Raw genomic sequence first — 15,621 nt, forward strand, 5'->3', positions numbered from 1 at the left:
TTGGTGATTTTCTCTCACTTAAGGTGAGCAGCAGAAGTTGTTCAAAGAGGGCGAAGGCAATTCGCCCCTACAATAATATTATTTCGCCAATGGTAGGGGCGCACCGCGTGCGCCCAAAATGTAATATAGATATTTCGACAAAATTGAGATGCACCAGGCATAACCATCTCTGTCATTACTTTTGAAAAATGGTATTATCTCCAGAAACGGGATGGTTAATCCTCGTGGTTTACGACGGCAATAATCACAGCAGCCAAGGGAAAATCTATGATAGTCAGCAGTTAGAAAAAGAACCCCTTTGCTGTCTGCAATTACCCAGTGTTATCCCTCCCAGTTTTCACGCTACTTGGCAAGAAAAATCATAAAAAGTATTGGTTAAAAGTTTCTAGTTTTTACCAAAAATATTGGCTGCGTCTTGAGAAGAAATCTTGAAAATTAGGTAGCTATAAGCAAGATGATCAATAGGTTTACGACTGGAACGCAGCCAATAAAAATGGTTAGAATCGGTGGTAATACCGATTAATTGATTAGCTTCTATCACCAGTAAATTAATTGGATTATCGAGGGAAACCTGTGAGGGTGGAACTTTTTGATTCTCGATGACTAAATTAAGTTTATTATCTCGATCATAACGGATAAAGAGAGCGTGAGGATGTTTTTGGAGATAGTCTTGCAGATAATTTTTATTTTGTCCCCAATCTAAATTGGAATCGGCCAGAACTTGATAGCTCATTTTGCGATCGATAACTAATTCGTTAAAATAGGAAATGTAATGGGGAAAATAGGAGAGATTGGAAATTAGTAAGTAAAGGGTCAGGACAATAATTAAAATGCGATAGGGTGGTTTATAAGTTGGCCAACCGGTAACAATCCGACTAGCAAAGACAAATAAAAAGGGGAAAATCATCAAAATATATCTAATACCTATTTGAGCAGTGTTAAAACTCATTAAGATGAAATATAATAGAGTGGGGATAAGCAAAAATGCTTCATTCTGCCAAAAATTTAACTGTTTTCTCCAGAGAAATAAACTAATAAATCCCAACCAGATAAATATTTGGGTAGCTATCGGTACTTTATAGAGAAAAGCGATCAGAAAATATTGGGGAAATCCCTTAATTTGGAATCCTTGTACTGGATCGAATATAAATCCTAACTGTCCCAAAAGATAGGGCATTCCACTACCAAAACCCGTTTCTTGTTTATACTTGCCAAAATCTAACGCTTGCAGATAAGCAGCGGGAATAGGAATCGGTAAAGACTTGAAGATAGGATAGGTTTGCAGCTGCTGAAAACTCTGACTGAGAAATTGATAATTCTGCAATTGAGTTCCACTTCTCTCAAAAGAATAACCAATATTTATGATTAAAATTGTTGATAGAATCATAGTTAATATATAGAAAATACTGCGCTTAATTCCTTGTTTAATAACTGCAATACTTTTCTGTTGAATAGATTGAATAATTGCCCGGTGGTAAAAACCTAAGCTTAAAATTACATAGATGGGAACTAAATAAACGGCTGTCAAGCGGCAAATTTGGGCAATTCCAAAAGTTAATATACTTAAAACTAGATTTTTTCTGCCCCCAAATCTTAGGAAAGACCAGAAATAGTAAACAGCAATAAAAATTGAGGCAGACCCAAATAAATCTTGAGTAATTATCCGTGAATTTCCGATAATATTGGGATCGAGAATATAGAGAATTAAAGCCAAAAATCCTGCTAATAATCCATAGAGTTGTTTTGACCAGATAAAAACATATATGGCTAGAATTACTGAGATAATAATCGTGGCAAACCGTCCAAAAAAATTATTTTCTAAGTTTATCTCTTTAGAGATAGGAAAAATATTTTGTATTGTTTGAGCGACTAGGGGATGCAGTGCTGAAGCTGGTAAAATATTACGATGATAAATATCGTGATCGCCCCGTTTCGCTGCCGTACCTCTGAGAATTTCTACTCCACTTTCATAATGATAACCTTCATCATAATTGAGGGATTCTGGTAGGGGAAAAAATAAACTGGTGACAGATAAAACCATAAATATCACCAAAATAATTACTAAATAGAATCGGTATTTTTGGGGGGAATTAAAGCTTATTTTCATAGATTAAATTTGCTTGACAAAATGACTTATATGTGTTAGTAAATTAAGTCCTAAAATTGAATTACCTTGCTCATTTAACAGAGGACTATAACAAGCGATCACTCCCTGTTTCGGTACAATTGATAATAAGGCCCCACTAACTCCCGATTTAGTGGGAAAACCCACCTCAAGGGCGAATTGTTGGGAAGCTTCATAAAGACCGCAATTAGTCATAATTTCTAGAATAATTTCGGCAAAAGAAGAAGCTAAAATCAACTTACCTAAATTAGCAAGATCGGCAATTTTGCCAGATAAACAACAGATTCGATTGTAGGTTTCCAGAGCTAAATAACGATGACTAATATAACCATTTTTTTCTAATTCTAAGCTTAAAGCTTGATTGTGAATATTAGGATAGGAGTGAACAGACTCAAGCACAGAGCGATCAAGAAATAATTGACAATTACCCATTTCATTTAACCATAAAAGCAAATTTTCACAGCGAGATTCTGGCGTTTCCCCTCCTAATAAATCCGCCAAAGCGATCGCACCACTGTTAATCAGAGGATTACGGGGAAAACCGCGATCCTCTTGCAGTTGAGTTAAGGAATTAAAAGGATAACTAGAAGCTTCTTTTCCCACGCAACGAAAAACAGCATCTTCCCCTAAATGAGTTAAAAGATATAATAACAAAAAAGGTTTAATCACACTCATCAAAGGAAAAGTTACAGTTTCATCTCCCCAAGACAAAATCTCCCCCTCAAGACAGTGAATCTGAAGAGCGAAAACCTCCGGATGAACTCGGTTCAAAACCGGTATATAATAGGGAGTCTGACCCTTCCTATCCGATAAATGCACTTCCCCGACCCAAGCTTGTATATCTTCCACCCTTAATCTAGCTAATCGGTTCATTTGTTTAATCCATGTACTCAGTCAAAGAAGCAGAATCTATAATTTTAACTCAAATTCAACCCCGACAAGAAACAGAAAAAGTTGCTCTAGAGGCAGCTTTTGGGCGCATTTTAGCCGAAGATATCAGCAGTGATTTAGACTTTCCCTATTGGGATAATTCTGCTATGGATGGCTATGCTGTCCGCTACGAAGATGTCAAAGACACTAACCCAGAAAATCCCGTTACTTTAAAGATTATCGCCGAAATTCCCGCCGGCAAAGCCCCCGAAACAATTATTCAACCCGGAGAAACAGCCCGAATATTTACAGGAGCGATGTTACCCGCCGGCAGTGATACGATTATCATGCAGGAAAATACTGACAAAAAAGGCGAGCGAGTGGCGATTCTTGTCCCTCCCGAAAAAATAGGTCTTTTCGTGCGTCAACGCGGCACATTCTATCAAGCAGCAAATACCTTATTAAAAGCCGGTATTGCCATTAATTCTCCAGAAATAGCAGTTTTAGCCACGGCACAAGCTACCGAATTAACAGTTTTTTCCCGTCCCAAAGTGGCAATTTTCTCCACGGGAGATGAATTAATTAATCCCGATGAAACCCTCCAAAAAGGTCAAATTATTGACTCAAATCGCTACGCTTTAACGGCATTTGTCGCCAGTTTAGGGGCAATTCCCAGACCTTTAGGTATAATCAAAGATAGTCCCGAACTTCTCAGAGAAACTATCAGAAAAGCCATTAATTCTAGTGCTATCGTCCTTTCCACCGGCGGTGTTTCCGTGGGAGATTACGATTATATCGAGGGAATTTTAGGGGAATTAGGAGCAGAAATTCTGATTCGCAGCGTTGCTATTCAACCGGGTAAACCCTTAACCTTCGCTACTTTTCCTAACGGTTGTATTTACTTTGGTATCCCCGGTAATCCCGTCTCTGCTTTAGTTTCCTGTTGGCGCTTTGTGCAAATGGCAATTAAAAAATTATCGGGATTGACAGATTATCAGAACAAATTTCTGCGAGTTGTCACCCGCGATACTCTCAAATCTAAGGGACAAAGAGAAGTTTATCTCTGGGGAAAAATAGAAATTATCGAGGGAGTTTATCAATTTCAACTTGCCTCTGGACAACACAATTCGGCTAATTTAATTAATTTAGCGGGTACTAATGCTTTAGCCATAATTCCCCAGGGTAAGACTACTATACAAGCGGGAGAAACAGCAGAAGTTATGATAGTTTCCTAAAAAAATACCTAACCAAATTTTTGGCTAGGTATCCATCAATTTACTTCATCGAAAATGTTGCCAGATAATTTAACCAACACCAACTAATGAACCCTGCAATTTAACATTGTCGCTATTCTTGGATATATCAGCTAATTGACTAATATTCTCTAACTCAATTGCGGGAACAGTTCGTTTAATTAAACCAGTTAAAACTTTACCCGGTCCCACTTCGAGCGCTTTTTCCACACCCACATCCGGCAATTTTAACATAATTTCTCGCCATCTTACGGAGCTAGTCATCTGCTGGATCAGATATTTTTTTAATTCTTCCCCGTCCTGGGTAGGATTGCTCGGATCGACATTAGAAATCACAGGAACTTTTGCAGACCGAAAATTAACCAATTCTAAAATCTGCTGAAATTGAATAGCAGCATTTTCCATCAAGGGAGAGTGAAAAGCGCCAGATACTTTTAACTGCATAACCCGCTTAACTTTCACTTGACCTAATACCAAATCCACCGCTTCAGGAGTCCCAGAAATCACCACTTGTTCGGCGCTATTATCATTAGCAATAACTACATTTTCCGTCTGATTAACCACTGTCTCTAGACCGATGCGATCGAATTTCATTAAGGCGGCCATTTTACCACCTTCGGCCGCATCCATCAAACGGGAACGGTTTTGAACTAGATTTAATCCTGTTTCAAAATTAAACACCCTGGCCGCATATAAAGCGGAATATTCACCGAGACTATGACCAGCAACTAGGTCGGGAAAATGACCTTTTTCTTGCAACAAATCCGCTAAAATACTCTCCACCACAAATAAACAAGGTTGGGTATAAAGAGTACGAGATAGGGTTTCTTCATCCCCTTGACATTTTTCCAGGACCGACCAACCGAGGATTCTTTCTGCTCTTTCTAATCTCTCTTGGCCAAGCGCGCTTTCCGCTAAATCTCCAATCATTCCTAACGCTTGCGATCCTTGTCCCGGGAATATCCACGCTGTTTTCATAAGTTCTTAAAATAGATAGATAGTTGTTTTTGGGTCAGTTATCAGTTATCAGTTATCAGTTATCAGTTATCAGTTATCAGTTATCAGTTATCAGTTATCAGTTATCAGTTATCAGTTATCAGTTATCAGTTATCAGTTATCAGTTATCAGATGTGAGTTATCAGATGTGAGTTTTTAGTTTACTGTTTACTGTTTACTGATCACTGTTTACTGTTTACTGTTTACTGATCACTGTTTACTGTTTACTGTTTACTGATCACTGTTTACTGTTTACTGATCACTGTTTACTGAATTAATCTCCCCAACGGAAGATAATCCCACCCCAAGTTAAACCGGCACCAAAGCCGGAAGAAGCAATAATATCACCTTTTTTGACCTTACCACTCCTGACAGCTTCATCGAGGGCTAGAGGAATCGAGGCCGCGGAAGTGTTGCCATACTCGCTGAGATTGCTGATCACTTTTTCCGGAGGCAGTTTCAGGCGATCGCTCACCGCATCCATAATTCTTTGATTAGCTTGGTGCAGAACTAACCAATCGATGTCACTGGTGGTTAAATTAGCTCGATAGAGAGCTTTTTCGATCACCTCTGGCACTTTCGCCACAGCAAAACGATAGACTTCCCGTCCGTTCATCCTTAGGGGCTTATAGGTCCCTTTTTGAACGCTTACCCCCTCCTTAAGAGGCAATTCCTCCCCCTGATAGGCGAGATTGAGAGAACTATTCTGGCTGCCGTCGCTATGGAGTTCAAAACCGAGAATGTTATCTTTTGTATCATTTGCTTGACAAAGAACCGCCCCTGCCCCATCACCAAAGAGGACACAGGTAGCGCGATCGTTCCAATCCACCCAACGGGAGAGAACATCGGCCCCAATAACCAAGACATTGCGGTAAGTACCGGTACGGATAAACTGGGTGGCGGTGACTAATCCCACCAGAAAACCCGAACAGGCGGCGGTGAGATCAAAAGCGATCGCCCGATTAGCCCCGATCTGACTTTGAACTTGGGCCGCACTACCGAACAGATCATCGGGGGTAGAAGTAGCCAAGAGAATCAGATCGATGTCCCTAGGCGACACCTGAGCCATTTCTAGAGCCTTAATCGCCGCTTGGGCTGCTAATTGGCTCAAAGACACCGATTGATCCGCTAAATGGCGTTTACCGATGCCTGTGCGACTTTTAATCCACTCATCGGAAGTCTCGACAATTTGGCTGAGTTCTTCATTACTGAGAAATTGCCCTGGTGTGGCCGATCCACAACCAGTAATGACGACTGCTGCCCCGAATCCGTTCAAAATATTCCCCCTTTTTCAGTGATCAGTGATCAGTTATCAGTGGGAAGTCGGGAAGTCGGGAAGTCGGGAAGTGGAGCATTTGGCTGAAATTTCCCTAAACCCCTAAACCCCTATCTCCTGCCTCGGAGCCTCGGAGTCTCCTGATCCCTTCAAGATGGCTCACAGCTTAATCTTCACTGTTCACCGACAACTCTTTTAATTGATGATGGTGGTCATTGTAGGCTTGAATGCGCTCAGAAACGCGATTATCGACGGCATTTTTCGCCTGTCGGATGGCATTAAAAATCGAAGGCGCTTGGGAACTGCCGTGACTGATCACACAGACCCCATCGACTCCAAATAACAGCGCACCACCGTGTTCCGCATGATCCATACGTTGTTTGATCTTTTTAAGATTGGGTTTAATTAAAGCCGTCCCCACTTTACCTTGTATCCCCCTAGGTAATTCCTCTTTGAGAATTTGTAGGATAACTCCTCCCACTGCTTCGGCAAATTTTAACAGGACATTACCAACAAAACCATCGCAGACGATCACATCAAATTGTCCCGATAGCACATCCCTGCCTTCAGCATTGCCGATAAAGGGAATTTGCTGGTTATTTTCTAATAATTCGTAGGTTTTTAGGGCGAGATCGTTACCTTTGCTGGCTTCTTCGCCAATATTGAGTAAACCGACTTTCGGTTCTTCAACCCCCATAACGTATTTACTGTAAATTGTCCCCATTAAGGCAAACTGCTCTAAATACTTGGGTTTACAGTCCACATTCGCCCCGACATCGAGGATAATCACCGATTTACCCGCCAACATCGTCGGCAGCACCGCACCGATCGCCGGGCGATCGATTCCTTTTAAACGACCTAAACGCAGCAACGCCGCCGCCATGGCTGCCCCGGAGTGACCGGCGGAGACCACCGCATCGGCGCGATTTTGTTTGACTAAATCCATGGCCACATTAATCGAGGCCGCTGGTTTGCGACGGATAGCGGTGATCGGTTCTTCGTCCATGGCCACCACTTCCTCTGCGTGGACAATGGTGAGATTCTTGGGACGGGGATGATGCTGGAAATAAGCCTCAATCCGTTCAGAATCGCCGACTAATAATACTTCTACATCTAATTCTTCGGAAGCTCGCATCGATCCCGCGATAATCTCGTTGGGAGCGTAGTCACCTCCCATCGCATCTACTGCGATTCTTGCCCGATTTAATGCCGTTTCTGCCATTGAGTCAGTGGGATAGAAATCTTTAATAAGTTGAGCGGCAGCTCTTGACAAAAGCTGACCGATCGAGGATTAGTGTTTTCTGATCGAGCAATTGTTAAAAATTACCAATCATCTCTATACAATAAGGCATCATTGCGATTAAGGAAAAGATGTTCTCAGTTTTTAATTTGGCAGTTTTCGGCTTTCTCTTCGGTTGGTTGGGGGGGCAATCCCAACCGATCGCCAATATTCCCCTAATTTCTTGGCAAAATCAGCCTATTTTTGACCTTCCCACCGCTCCCGATCCCCGGGTGGCGGCGATCGTGGCCGATTATCTGCAAGACTTGACTAACAAAGGTTTAAACTCTAGTCAACAACGGGTCTTAATTGAGACGGAATGGGCTGATTTAGCTGATCATCAGGGTAATCTGCCCGCTTCGGGGGCTTCTTTAACTAAAATCGCCACTACTCTCGCCGCCGTGGCAACCTGGCCTCTCGATCATCGTTTTGCTACTCGTTTTTACAGCACGGGAGAGGTAAAAAACGGGGTGTTAGAGGGAGATTTAATTATTGAAGGGTCAGGGGATCCTCTTTTTGTCTGGGAAGAAGCGATCGCAGTGGGCAATGGCCTCCATCAATTAGGCATCCGTCAGGTCAAAGGCGATCTGATCGTTACGGGTAAATTCGCCATGAATTTTCAAACCGACCCCCTCAAAGCGGGAGAATTGCTGAAAATTGGTTTTAATCAATCGAAATGGTCAAAAGAAACCAAAAAAGCTTTTCAGAGCCTTCCTAGCGTCACAGAAGCCCCACAGGTAAAGATTTTAGGCATGGTTCGAGCCAGTCAAATTCGCCCCGAAAATGCCCGATTATTGTTGGGCCATCAGTCCTTGACTTTAACGGAACTGTTGCGTCAGATGAATATTTATAGTAATAACGTCATGTCAGAAATGTTAGCGGAGTTGCTCGGTGGTCCGGCGGCAGTGGACGCAATTAATACTAAAATCACCGGGGTAGGAGAGGAAGAAATTCAATTAATTAATGGTTCGGGATTGGGTGTAGAAAATCGCTTGTCTCCCCGGGCAGTTATTGAGATTCTTAAAGCATTGGATCGCCAGTTAGCCAATCAACCGATCAAAGTCGCTGATTTATTTCCGGTGGGGGGACGCGATACCAAAGGAACTATGCAGTGGCGCGCCATTCCCAAAGGAGTGATGATTAAAACTGGAACTTTAGCCCAAGTTAGCGCCTTAGCCGGAGAAATTCCCACCCAAGAAAGGGGTAAAGTTTGGTTTGTAATTATGAATGCTGGTAGTAGCAATATCGAGGGATTCAGAAATCAGCAGGATCGGGTGTTACAAGCTTTAGATCAACACTGGCAAATTCTCCCGGAAGCGACTAAAGGATCGATTCCTGAAAGAGCCTTTCTAGGTGATTCCCAGTCGGGTAAGTCAGGGTTTCTAGAATTGATTGGCTAAGAGGTTATGGTGATGAGCGAATCTTATCGAAGGGAGGGCCTACGCTATACGGCCAGGGCGTACGCTATACGCCCCTACCAATCACACCGGCTGGAATGTAGGGGCGCAACGCTTGCGCCCATAATGTAACATCTTGAACATTTTTTACCCAATATCCAAGAGAGCCGAATTTTTAAGGATAGAAACATAACTGCGGCAAACCAAGGGATTCTTCCCAACCCATCATGAGATTGAGACATTGTACCGCTTGTCCCGATTGTCCCTTAACTAAATTATCGATCGCTGACATCACTATCACCCGATCGGTTCTCGGATCCACTTCAATACCGAGATAACATAAATTAGTACCACAGGCCCATTTAGTTTGTGGATAGACTCCCCCCGGTAGGATTTTGACAAAGGGAGAAGTGCGATAAAAAGCATTGTAGATAGTGATCAAATCATCCCGCACCAGATTGGGATCCCGCAAAGTTGCATAGACTGTGGACAGGATACCCCGAACCATAGGCATTAAATGGGGAGTGAACTGGACGCGCACCTCATGACCGGCTAAATCGCTGCAAATCTGCTCAATTTCGGGAGTATGACGGTGTTTTCCCGCTACATTATAGGCCCCGATCGAACCATCTGCTTCTGCCAATAACATATTAATCTTAGCTTGTCTTCCCCCTCCCGAAGTTCCCGATTTGGCATCAATAATCGTGGTTTCCGGGAGAATTAAACCCTGTCTTAACAGGGGAGACATCGCCATTAAACTAGCAGTAGGATAACATCCGGGGCAACCGATCAAAGAGGCATTTTTAATATCTTCCCGATAAAGTTCCGGTAAACCGTACACAGCCGTAGATGCGATCGCTTGATCCTGACGTTCCTTGCCATACCATTTACTATAGGTTTCTAGGCTAGTAAAACGATAATCTGCTGATAGATCCAAAACTTTACACCCTTTGGCGATCAAAGGAGGGGCTAAATCACAGGCTAAACCATTGGGTAAACCCAAGAAAACCACTTGACAACGGGAGGCAATTATCTCTAAATCGATCGCCTCCACATTAAGATTAATGCTATGACCGAGATGGGGATATAAATCACTGTAGGGTTTCCCCGCACTACTATCGCCCCCCAGATAGGCTAATTCTACTAAGGGATGTTCTTTGAGCAAACGTACCAACTGTACGCCACCATATCCGGAAGCGCCGACAATACCCACTGAAACCTTCTGTTCTTGCGTCATGTCCCTTATTCCTAAAAATTCTTATCGTTAAGATAACGCTTTAGTATGGCTGAATTTTAGCCTAACCAGTGGTATTTAAATCAAAAAACTTCCTGTAAAAACCTAGTATCTCGGCCGGGTTGTTCATAAACCGTCAATTTCTCTTGATCAATAGGCGGTTATCTTAATGATGAGGTACAAGGTTTTCCTTTTAGGGAATCTGTCATCGGGAGATGAGGCCAAATTAGGTTAAACTTCATCTTTATGAGAAAACCTGTAATTCAATCCCCCATCTTTACAATTTTGATCGCACCGTAAATTCATAATCTCCTCCCGGTTCTAATTGATAATCGTAGCGTTCTAAAAACCGATTCAAGGGTTCAAAAATCAAAGCCCTACCTAGGGAAGGTTGTACTAATAACTTGCCTTGAAGAAAATGCCATTGAAAACGCCATTGATATTGTTCCGTCCGCACTTCTCCCTCTAATTTCCCCGTTTGCCAAGATTGCTTAATTATCCGCACATAAGCCGTGCTTTCTGGTCGATTGCCGCCACTCACCTGAACCCTACCTATAGATTAAATATCAAACATTAAGATAGCGAATTAATCCTTGTTTGTCATTACTTCAGCCAATTTTCTCGACGCTATTCCGGCGAAGTGACTTCATTAACCTTAGAAACCAAGACATTTAATTGAAAAGGTCGCCCCATTTCCTTAGTAATGAATTTTTCCAACAATTCTACCTGTCTGGGAGTAATGCTTTCCGCAGTTCTTACTACTAATCTCACCCGGGGAGGTTGATTGAGCCAATTAATCGAAGATTCCAATAATTCTGCCCGTTGAAAGGTAATCGTTCGTTGTAATAAAGCTTTTTTGATCAGCCTTTCTAAGCGAGCTTGATTAGCCAGAGTTGCAAAACTTATTCCTAAGGGAATTAGCAAAACTGCTGTCAGGATAGAAGTCAAAATTAAAGCGTTACGCGCCCGATGAAAATTAGAATAACCTGCCAGCAAAAAGACCAACAAACAGGAGAGAGCAATGCCTAATAAATTGGTAATATATAACAGAGTTGCCCCCAAACTTAGGAGCCAATTGCCCTGGGATAATCCTAAACCGATCGTGCAAACTGGTGGCATTAAAGCCACGGCGATCGCTGTTCCCGCTAAAGTACCTGAAATTTTCGGTTCTATTTTGGCATAACCACTGATTGCCCCCGCGGTAATTGCTACTCCTAAATCTAAAAGATTCGGTTGAGAACGAGCTTGAATTTCACTACCAAATTCAGAAATTCCGATTAATAATCCTAGCAACCAAGCTATCGCTAAAGCGATAATCGTACCGACTAAAATCGCCAGGGCTGACTTACGAATTAATCGCCAACTGCCAATTAAACCACCAAAAGCCAGACTACGAATCGGCAACATCAAAGGGGCAATAATCATCGCCCCAATGATCACAGCCGCGCTATTGGCGACTAAGCCAAAGGTAGCGATCGCACAAGAACTAACAATCAAAGCTAGATAGGGAAAATCGAGGGACGCTTCTGCCCATAAATCGCGCCACATGGCCCGCGATTGTTGCCAGGTCAAGGGTTTTCTTGAGAACCACGAGTAGAGCCGTTCTTTTCTCGTCATTGTGCTTAGGAAGATGGACTTTTATTTTACTTATAACTTTTTTTCTCTAATCAATGTATATTTGTATCATTTTCTTTAACTAATCTTACCATTTTTTCTTCCCCTCCATTGATGAAACCTCATGACCAATTTGCCAAAAACTATCTGGAAGAATTATTGTCGCCCCTAGGCCGGGTAGAAATTAGCAAAGAAATTACCGACGAAACCCGACAGATTGATGTGTTTTTTTCACCTCATCCAAATCGGCAAATAACTGTCGATAATCTCGGATTATTAGGTCAAATTGCCCTAAATAGCGCTCTTCTAGAACCCGATCGTAATTCTCCCGCTCGTGCCGATGTGCGGAATTGTCTGACGAAATTAACCGCCGTTTTGGCTGAACTACAGCGACAGGCCAAACGAGAAAACATCCCCTACAATGAGGAAAATTTGCCCCGTTTATGGATTCTTGCTCCTGTGGTTAGTCAAACCATATTAAACGGTTTTGGGGCGGCCTTAGACCCGAATTGGCCTGAAGGGGTGTATTTCTTGCCTCCTTTACAGCGCACGGCTATTATTGCTATCAATCAACTTCCCGTCAATCCCCAAACCCTCTGGTTAAGGTTATTGGGTAAGGGTAAAACTCAGAATCAAGCCGTGGGAGAGTTGCTAAAATTACCATTAGGGAACAACTACCGTCAAAATGTCATAGAACTATTAGTTAGTTGGCGGGTGAGCGTGGAAATACAAAATATTTTAGAAGAAGAAGATCGAGAGGTGTTTATGACGTTATCGCAAACTTATCTGGAATGGAAAGAAGCAGTGAGACGACAAGCTAGACAAGAAGCTCTTGAAGAAGGTCGTCAAGCAGGTCTTCAAGCAGGTCTTCAAGAGGCGCGTCGGGGGATGATCGAGAATTTACTACAAGTGCGCTTTGGACAGTTAGATGATTCCTTTAATCCCGTGATTGAGGGATTGTTATCCTTATCCCCCAGCGAATCTAGCCGTTTATTGATAGAATCTAGCCGCGGGGACTTATTTCAGCGTTTTCACGATATAACTCCCCAGTAGATGGGAGAGGGGAAATGGGAGAGGGGAGAAAAAAGCTGACACTGATAACTGATAACTGATAACTGATAACTGACTTCTAACCCAATGTTGGTTAAAGATAAGCAAAAGTTATTTATCGACTCCAAAACCTTGAGAATATTTAAATTAACATTCCGCAATATTTATAAATTCTTAAAAATTAATTGAGAAAGATTTTTATTTAACAACGATGTTACAATGGTTACAGCGATTTGATAGAATTTCAAAGTGGGTTATTCTGTGCTTTTTTGGACAGCAATGGTTGAACCCCTTGCTACACCTACAGGGTGATCCTAATTAAGACGGGTAAATTGGTCAATTTCACCCACAACGATGATCTTTTTTTTGTGTAGTTTTATTGCAAAGAAAAAGTTTTTTTGACAAAAAGCACAAAGTATGCAGTAGTAGTTATGGCAGAGTGGGGGTTGGGGAAGTGGGGAAGTGGGGAAGTGGGGAAGTGGAGAAGTGGGGAAGTGGGGAAGTGGGGAAGTGGGGGAATTTCAACTAAAACCCCAAAACCCTAACACCCCAAAACCCTATCACCCGACCACCGATCAATGAATTTACCGTTTAGCGGCAACAATGGCAAAAACGGTGGTATGGGGATCATCTTTTAAAGTCACCCCTTCCGGCATTTTTAAATCACCCACGAGCAGGGATTGCCCCACACCGATGCCCGACACATCAAATTCGATCACTTCTGGGATATTATCGGCAATACAGGAGACATTAACTTCGTTAACGAACTGTTCGATTAAACCGCCCTGTTTAGTTCCGATCGCTTCTCCAATGGCTTTAATCGGAACAACGATATCGAGCTTACCGTGGGCAGATACCGAGAAGAAACTGAGGTGATAGAGATTTCTTTTCCAGGGATGAGATTGTACCTCTTGGATCAAAGCTTTTCCCGTCCAGGGCATTTCGGGAACATTCACATCCACCAGGGTATTATTTACCGAAGCCTTTTTAAGTAGGGTTAAGGCCGCTTTTTCTCCCACCACGAGGGAAACCGATTCCGTGCCGTTGTGGCCATAGAGAACCGCCGGGATCAAACCCTGACGACGCAGGGCCCTGGGGTTAATATTTTCGGGTCTTTTTTGACATTCAACGCTAACTTGCATAGTTGACTAATCCTCTTTGGCAATGATTTAAAATTCGTGATTATCCCAAGGTGAGCCATTTTCGTCCAAAAGAGCGCGTTTGGGTCCGTGAATGGGGTCTTCAACGATGATAGTTTGGTCGCGACTAGCTCCTAGGGAGATAATAGCGATCGGTACTTCCATGATCGCCCCTAGGAATTTTAGATAATCGAGGGCCTGTTTGGGCAGGTCTTCCAGACTGCGACAATCGCTGGTGGGTTGTTGCCACCCCGGCATCGTTCGGTAAATCGGTTGACAATGGGCGAATTCCACCGCACTACTGGGTAAATGGCGACAGGTTTGGCCGTCCAATTGGTAGGCAACACAGACTTTGATTTCCTCTAGGGTATCGAGAACATCTAATTTGGTGATCGCTAGACAATCTAAACCATTGATTCGCACTGCGTAACGACCGATAACCGCATCAAACCAACCGCAACGACGACGACGGCCGGTGGTGGTCCCGAATTCCGCCCCGCGATCGCATAATAACTGCTCGATCTCCCCCTCTAATTCCGTGGGAAATGGACCTTCACCTACCCTAGTGGTGTAAGCTTTGGCCACACCGATCACTCGATCGATTACCGTCGGACCGATGCCAGAACCTACACAAGCGCCACCAGCGATCGGGTTGGAGGAGGTAACGTAGGGATAGGTTCCGTGATCGAGGTCGAGTAAGGTTCCTTGGGCCCCTTCAAAAAGAATATTCTTACGCTTGCGGATTGCTTCGTAGATTTTTAAGGAACTATCGACCACATGGGGACGCAGTTTCTCGGCATATTCTAGATATTCCTCGATCACCGTCTTCGCATCTAAAGGCGGTAAGTTATATAACTTTTCTAAAATGACGTTTTTATAATTGATCGTCCATTCTAGTTTGTGCTGCAGATTCTCGGTATTGATCAAGTCGATGACTCGAATACCGATGCGCTCAGATTTATCCGCATAGGTGGGGCCAATACCCCTTCCCGTGGTGCCGATTTTGTATTTACCCCGTTTTTCCTCGGATGCTTGATCGAGCAGCCGATGATAGGGCATAGTGACATGAGCCGTTTGCGAGATATAGAGATTGTCGGTGGTAACATTGAGGGCGTGTAATTGCGCCATCTCTTTGAGTAACACCGAGGGATCTATGACTGTTCCCGAGCCGATTATACATTCCGTATCCGGGTAGAGAATCCCAGAGGGAATTAGATGGAGTTTGAACGTTTGCTCCTCGACGACGACGGTATGACCCGCATTTACGCCACCTTGAGAACGCACCACCACATCCGCCGATCGACTCAGCAGATCCGTGATTTTTCCTTTTCCTTCGTCGCCCCACTGGGCGCCGATTACAATAACGTTAGCCAAGGTATTTTAGTCTA

At 43.1% G+C, this 15,621-nt stretch carries 12 protein-coding genes and 2 pseudogenes; 4 read left to right on the top strand and 10 right to left on the bottom strand.

Features of this window, described 5'->3' with window-relative positions; genetic code table 11:
* Positions 1-194: 194 nt before the first annotated feature.
* Positions 195-365: pseudogene (locus tag GQR42_RS09675) on the top strand (carotenoid oxygenase family protein); the annotation flags it as partial.
* A 20-nt stretch (positions 366-385) separates the two neighbouring features.
* Here the strand turns inward: GQR42_RS09675 and GQR42_RS09680 are convergent.
* Together GQR42_RS09680 and GQR42_RS09685 are read right to left on the bottom strand one after the other, a co-directional pair.
* Positions 386-2,107 carry a glycosyltransferase family 39 protein gene (locus GQR42_RS09680; RefSeq protein WP_158199810.1) on the bottom strand — a complete coding sequence of 574 codons (1,722 nt, stop codon included), beginning with the start codon at positions 2,105-2,107 and terminating at the stop codon, positions 386-388.
* Between the two features lie 3 nt (positions 2,108-2,110).
* Positions 2,111-2,998 carry a glutaminase gene (locus GQR42_RS09685; RefSeq protein ID WP_158199811.1) on the bottom strand — a complete coding sequence of 296 codons (888 nt, stop codon included), beginning with the start codon at positions 2,996-2,998 and terminating at the stop codon, positions 2,111-2,113.
* Positions 2,999-3,009: 11 nt separating this feature from the next.
* On the opposite strand from GQR42_RS09685, the gene GQR42_RS09690 reads away from it, so the two are divergent.
* Positions 3,010-4,230 (top strand): molybdopterin molybdotransferase MoeA, encoded by a 1,221-nt coding sequence (locus tag GQR42_RS09690; RefSeq protein WP_158199812.1) that lies wholly within the window; start codon positions 3,010-3,012, stop codon positions 4,228-4,230.
* Positions 4,231-4,299: 69 nt separating this feature from the next.
* Here the strand turns inward: GQR42_RS09690 and fabD are convergent, their stop codons facing one another.
* The 3 genes from fabD to plsX all read right to left on the bottom strand — a co-directional run bounded on the left by fabD (position 4,300) and on the right by plsX (position 7,742).
* A complete protein-coding gene (gene fabD, locus GQR42_RS09695; RefSeq protein ID WP_158199813.1) occupies positions 4,300-5,226 on the bottom strand; it encodes an ACP S-malonyltransferase in 927 nt (308 codons plus the stop codon).
* Positions 5,227-5,518: 292 nt separating this feature from the next.
* On the bottom strand, positions 5,519-6,520 hold the full coding sequence (locus GQR42_RS09700) for a beta-ketoacyl-ACP synthase 3 (RefSeq protein ID WP_158199814.1): 1,002 nt from the start codon (positions 6,518-6,520) through the stop codon (positions 5,519-5,521).
* A 166-nt stretch (positions 6,521-6,686) separates the two neighbouring features.
* Entirely contained in the window at positions 6,687-7,742 is a 1,056-nt protein-coding gene (gene plsX / locus GQR42_RS09705) for a phosphate acyltransferase PlsX (protein ID WP_158202438.1), read from the bottom strand.
* Positions 7,743-7,891: 149 nt separating this feature from the next.
* Here plsX and GQR42_RS09710 point away from each other — a divergent pair.
* Positions 7,892-9,185 (top strand): annotated as a pseudogene (locus GQR42_RS09710) (D-alanyl-D-alanine carboxypeptidase).
* A gap of 186 nt (positions 9,186-9,371) precedes the next feature.
* Here the strand turns inward: GQR42_RS09710 and argC are convergent.
* The 3 genes from argC to GQR42_RS09725 form a co-directional block, all read right to left on the bottom strand.
* Entirely contained in the window at positions 9,372-10,433 is a 1,062-nt protein-coding gene (gene argC / locus GQR42_RS09715; RefSeq protein ID WP_158199815.1) for an N-acetyl-gamma-glutamyl-phosphate reductase, read from the bottom strand.
* Between the two features lie 274 nt (positions 10,434-10,707).
* A complete protein-coding gene (locus tag GQR42_RS09720; protein ID WP_004157975.1) occupies positions 10,708-10,971 on the bottom strand; it encodes a DUF3146 family protein in 264 nt (87 codons plus the stop codon).
* A gap of 86 nt (positions 10,972-11,057) precedes the next feature.
* Entirely contained in the window at positions 11,058-12,047 is a 990-nt protein-coding gene (locus tag GQR42_RS09725; protein WP_158199816.1) for a DUF389 domain-containing protein, read from the bottom strand.
* A 111-nt stretch (positions 12,048-12,158) separates the two neighbouring features.
* Between GQR42_RS09725 and GQR42_RS09730 the strand changes: the two genes are divergently transcribed.
* Positions 12,159-13,097 (top strand): hypothetical protein, encoded by a 939-nt coding sequence (locus GQR42_RS09730; protein ID WP_158199817.1) that lies wholly within the window; start codon positions 12,159-12,161, stop codon positions 13,095-13,097.
* A gap of 581 nt (positions 13,098-13,678) precedes the next feature.
* Here the strand turns inward: GQR42_RS09730 and GQR42_RS09735 are convergent.
* Together GQR42_RS09735 and GQR42_RS09740 are read right to left on the bottom strand one after the other, a co-directional pair.
* Complete coding sequence (locus GQR42_RS09735; RefSeq protein ID WP_002781534.1) at positions 13,679-14,236, bottom strand: 50S ribosomal protein L25/general stress protein Ctc; 558 nt, start codon at positions 14,234-14,236, stop codon at positions 13,679-13,681.
* Between the two features lie 27 nt (positions 14,237-14,263).
* Positions 14,264-15,607, bottom strand: a complete 1,344-nt coding sequence (locus GQR42_RS09740) for an adenylosuccinate synthase (RefSeq protein ID WP_158199818.1) — start codon at positions 15,605-15,607, stop codon at positions 14,264-14,266.
* Positions 15,608-15,621 lie beyond the last annotated feature (14 nt).

The organism is Microcystis aeruginosa FD4, from assembly GCF_009792235.1.
In the GTDB taxonomy this organism is placed as follows: domain Bacteria; phylum Cyanobacteriota; class Cyanobacteriia; order Cyanobacteriales; family Microcystaceae; genus Microcystis; species Microcystis viridis.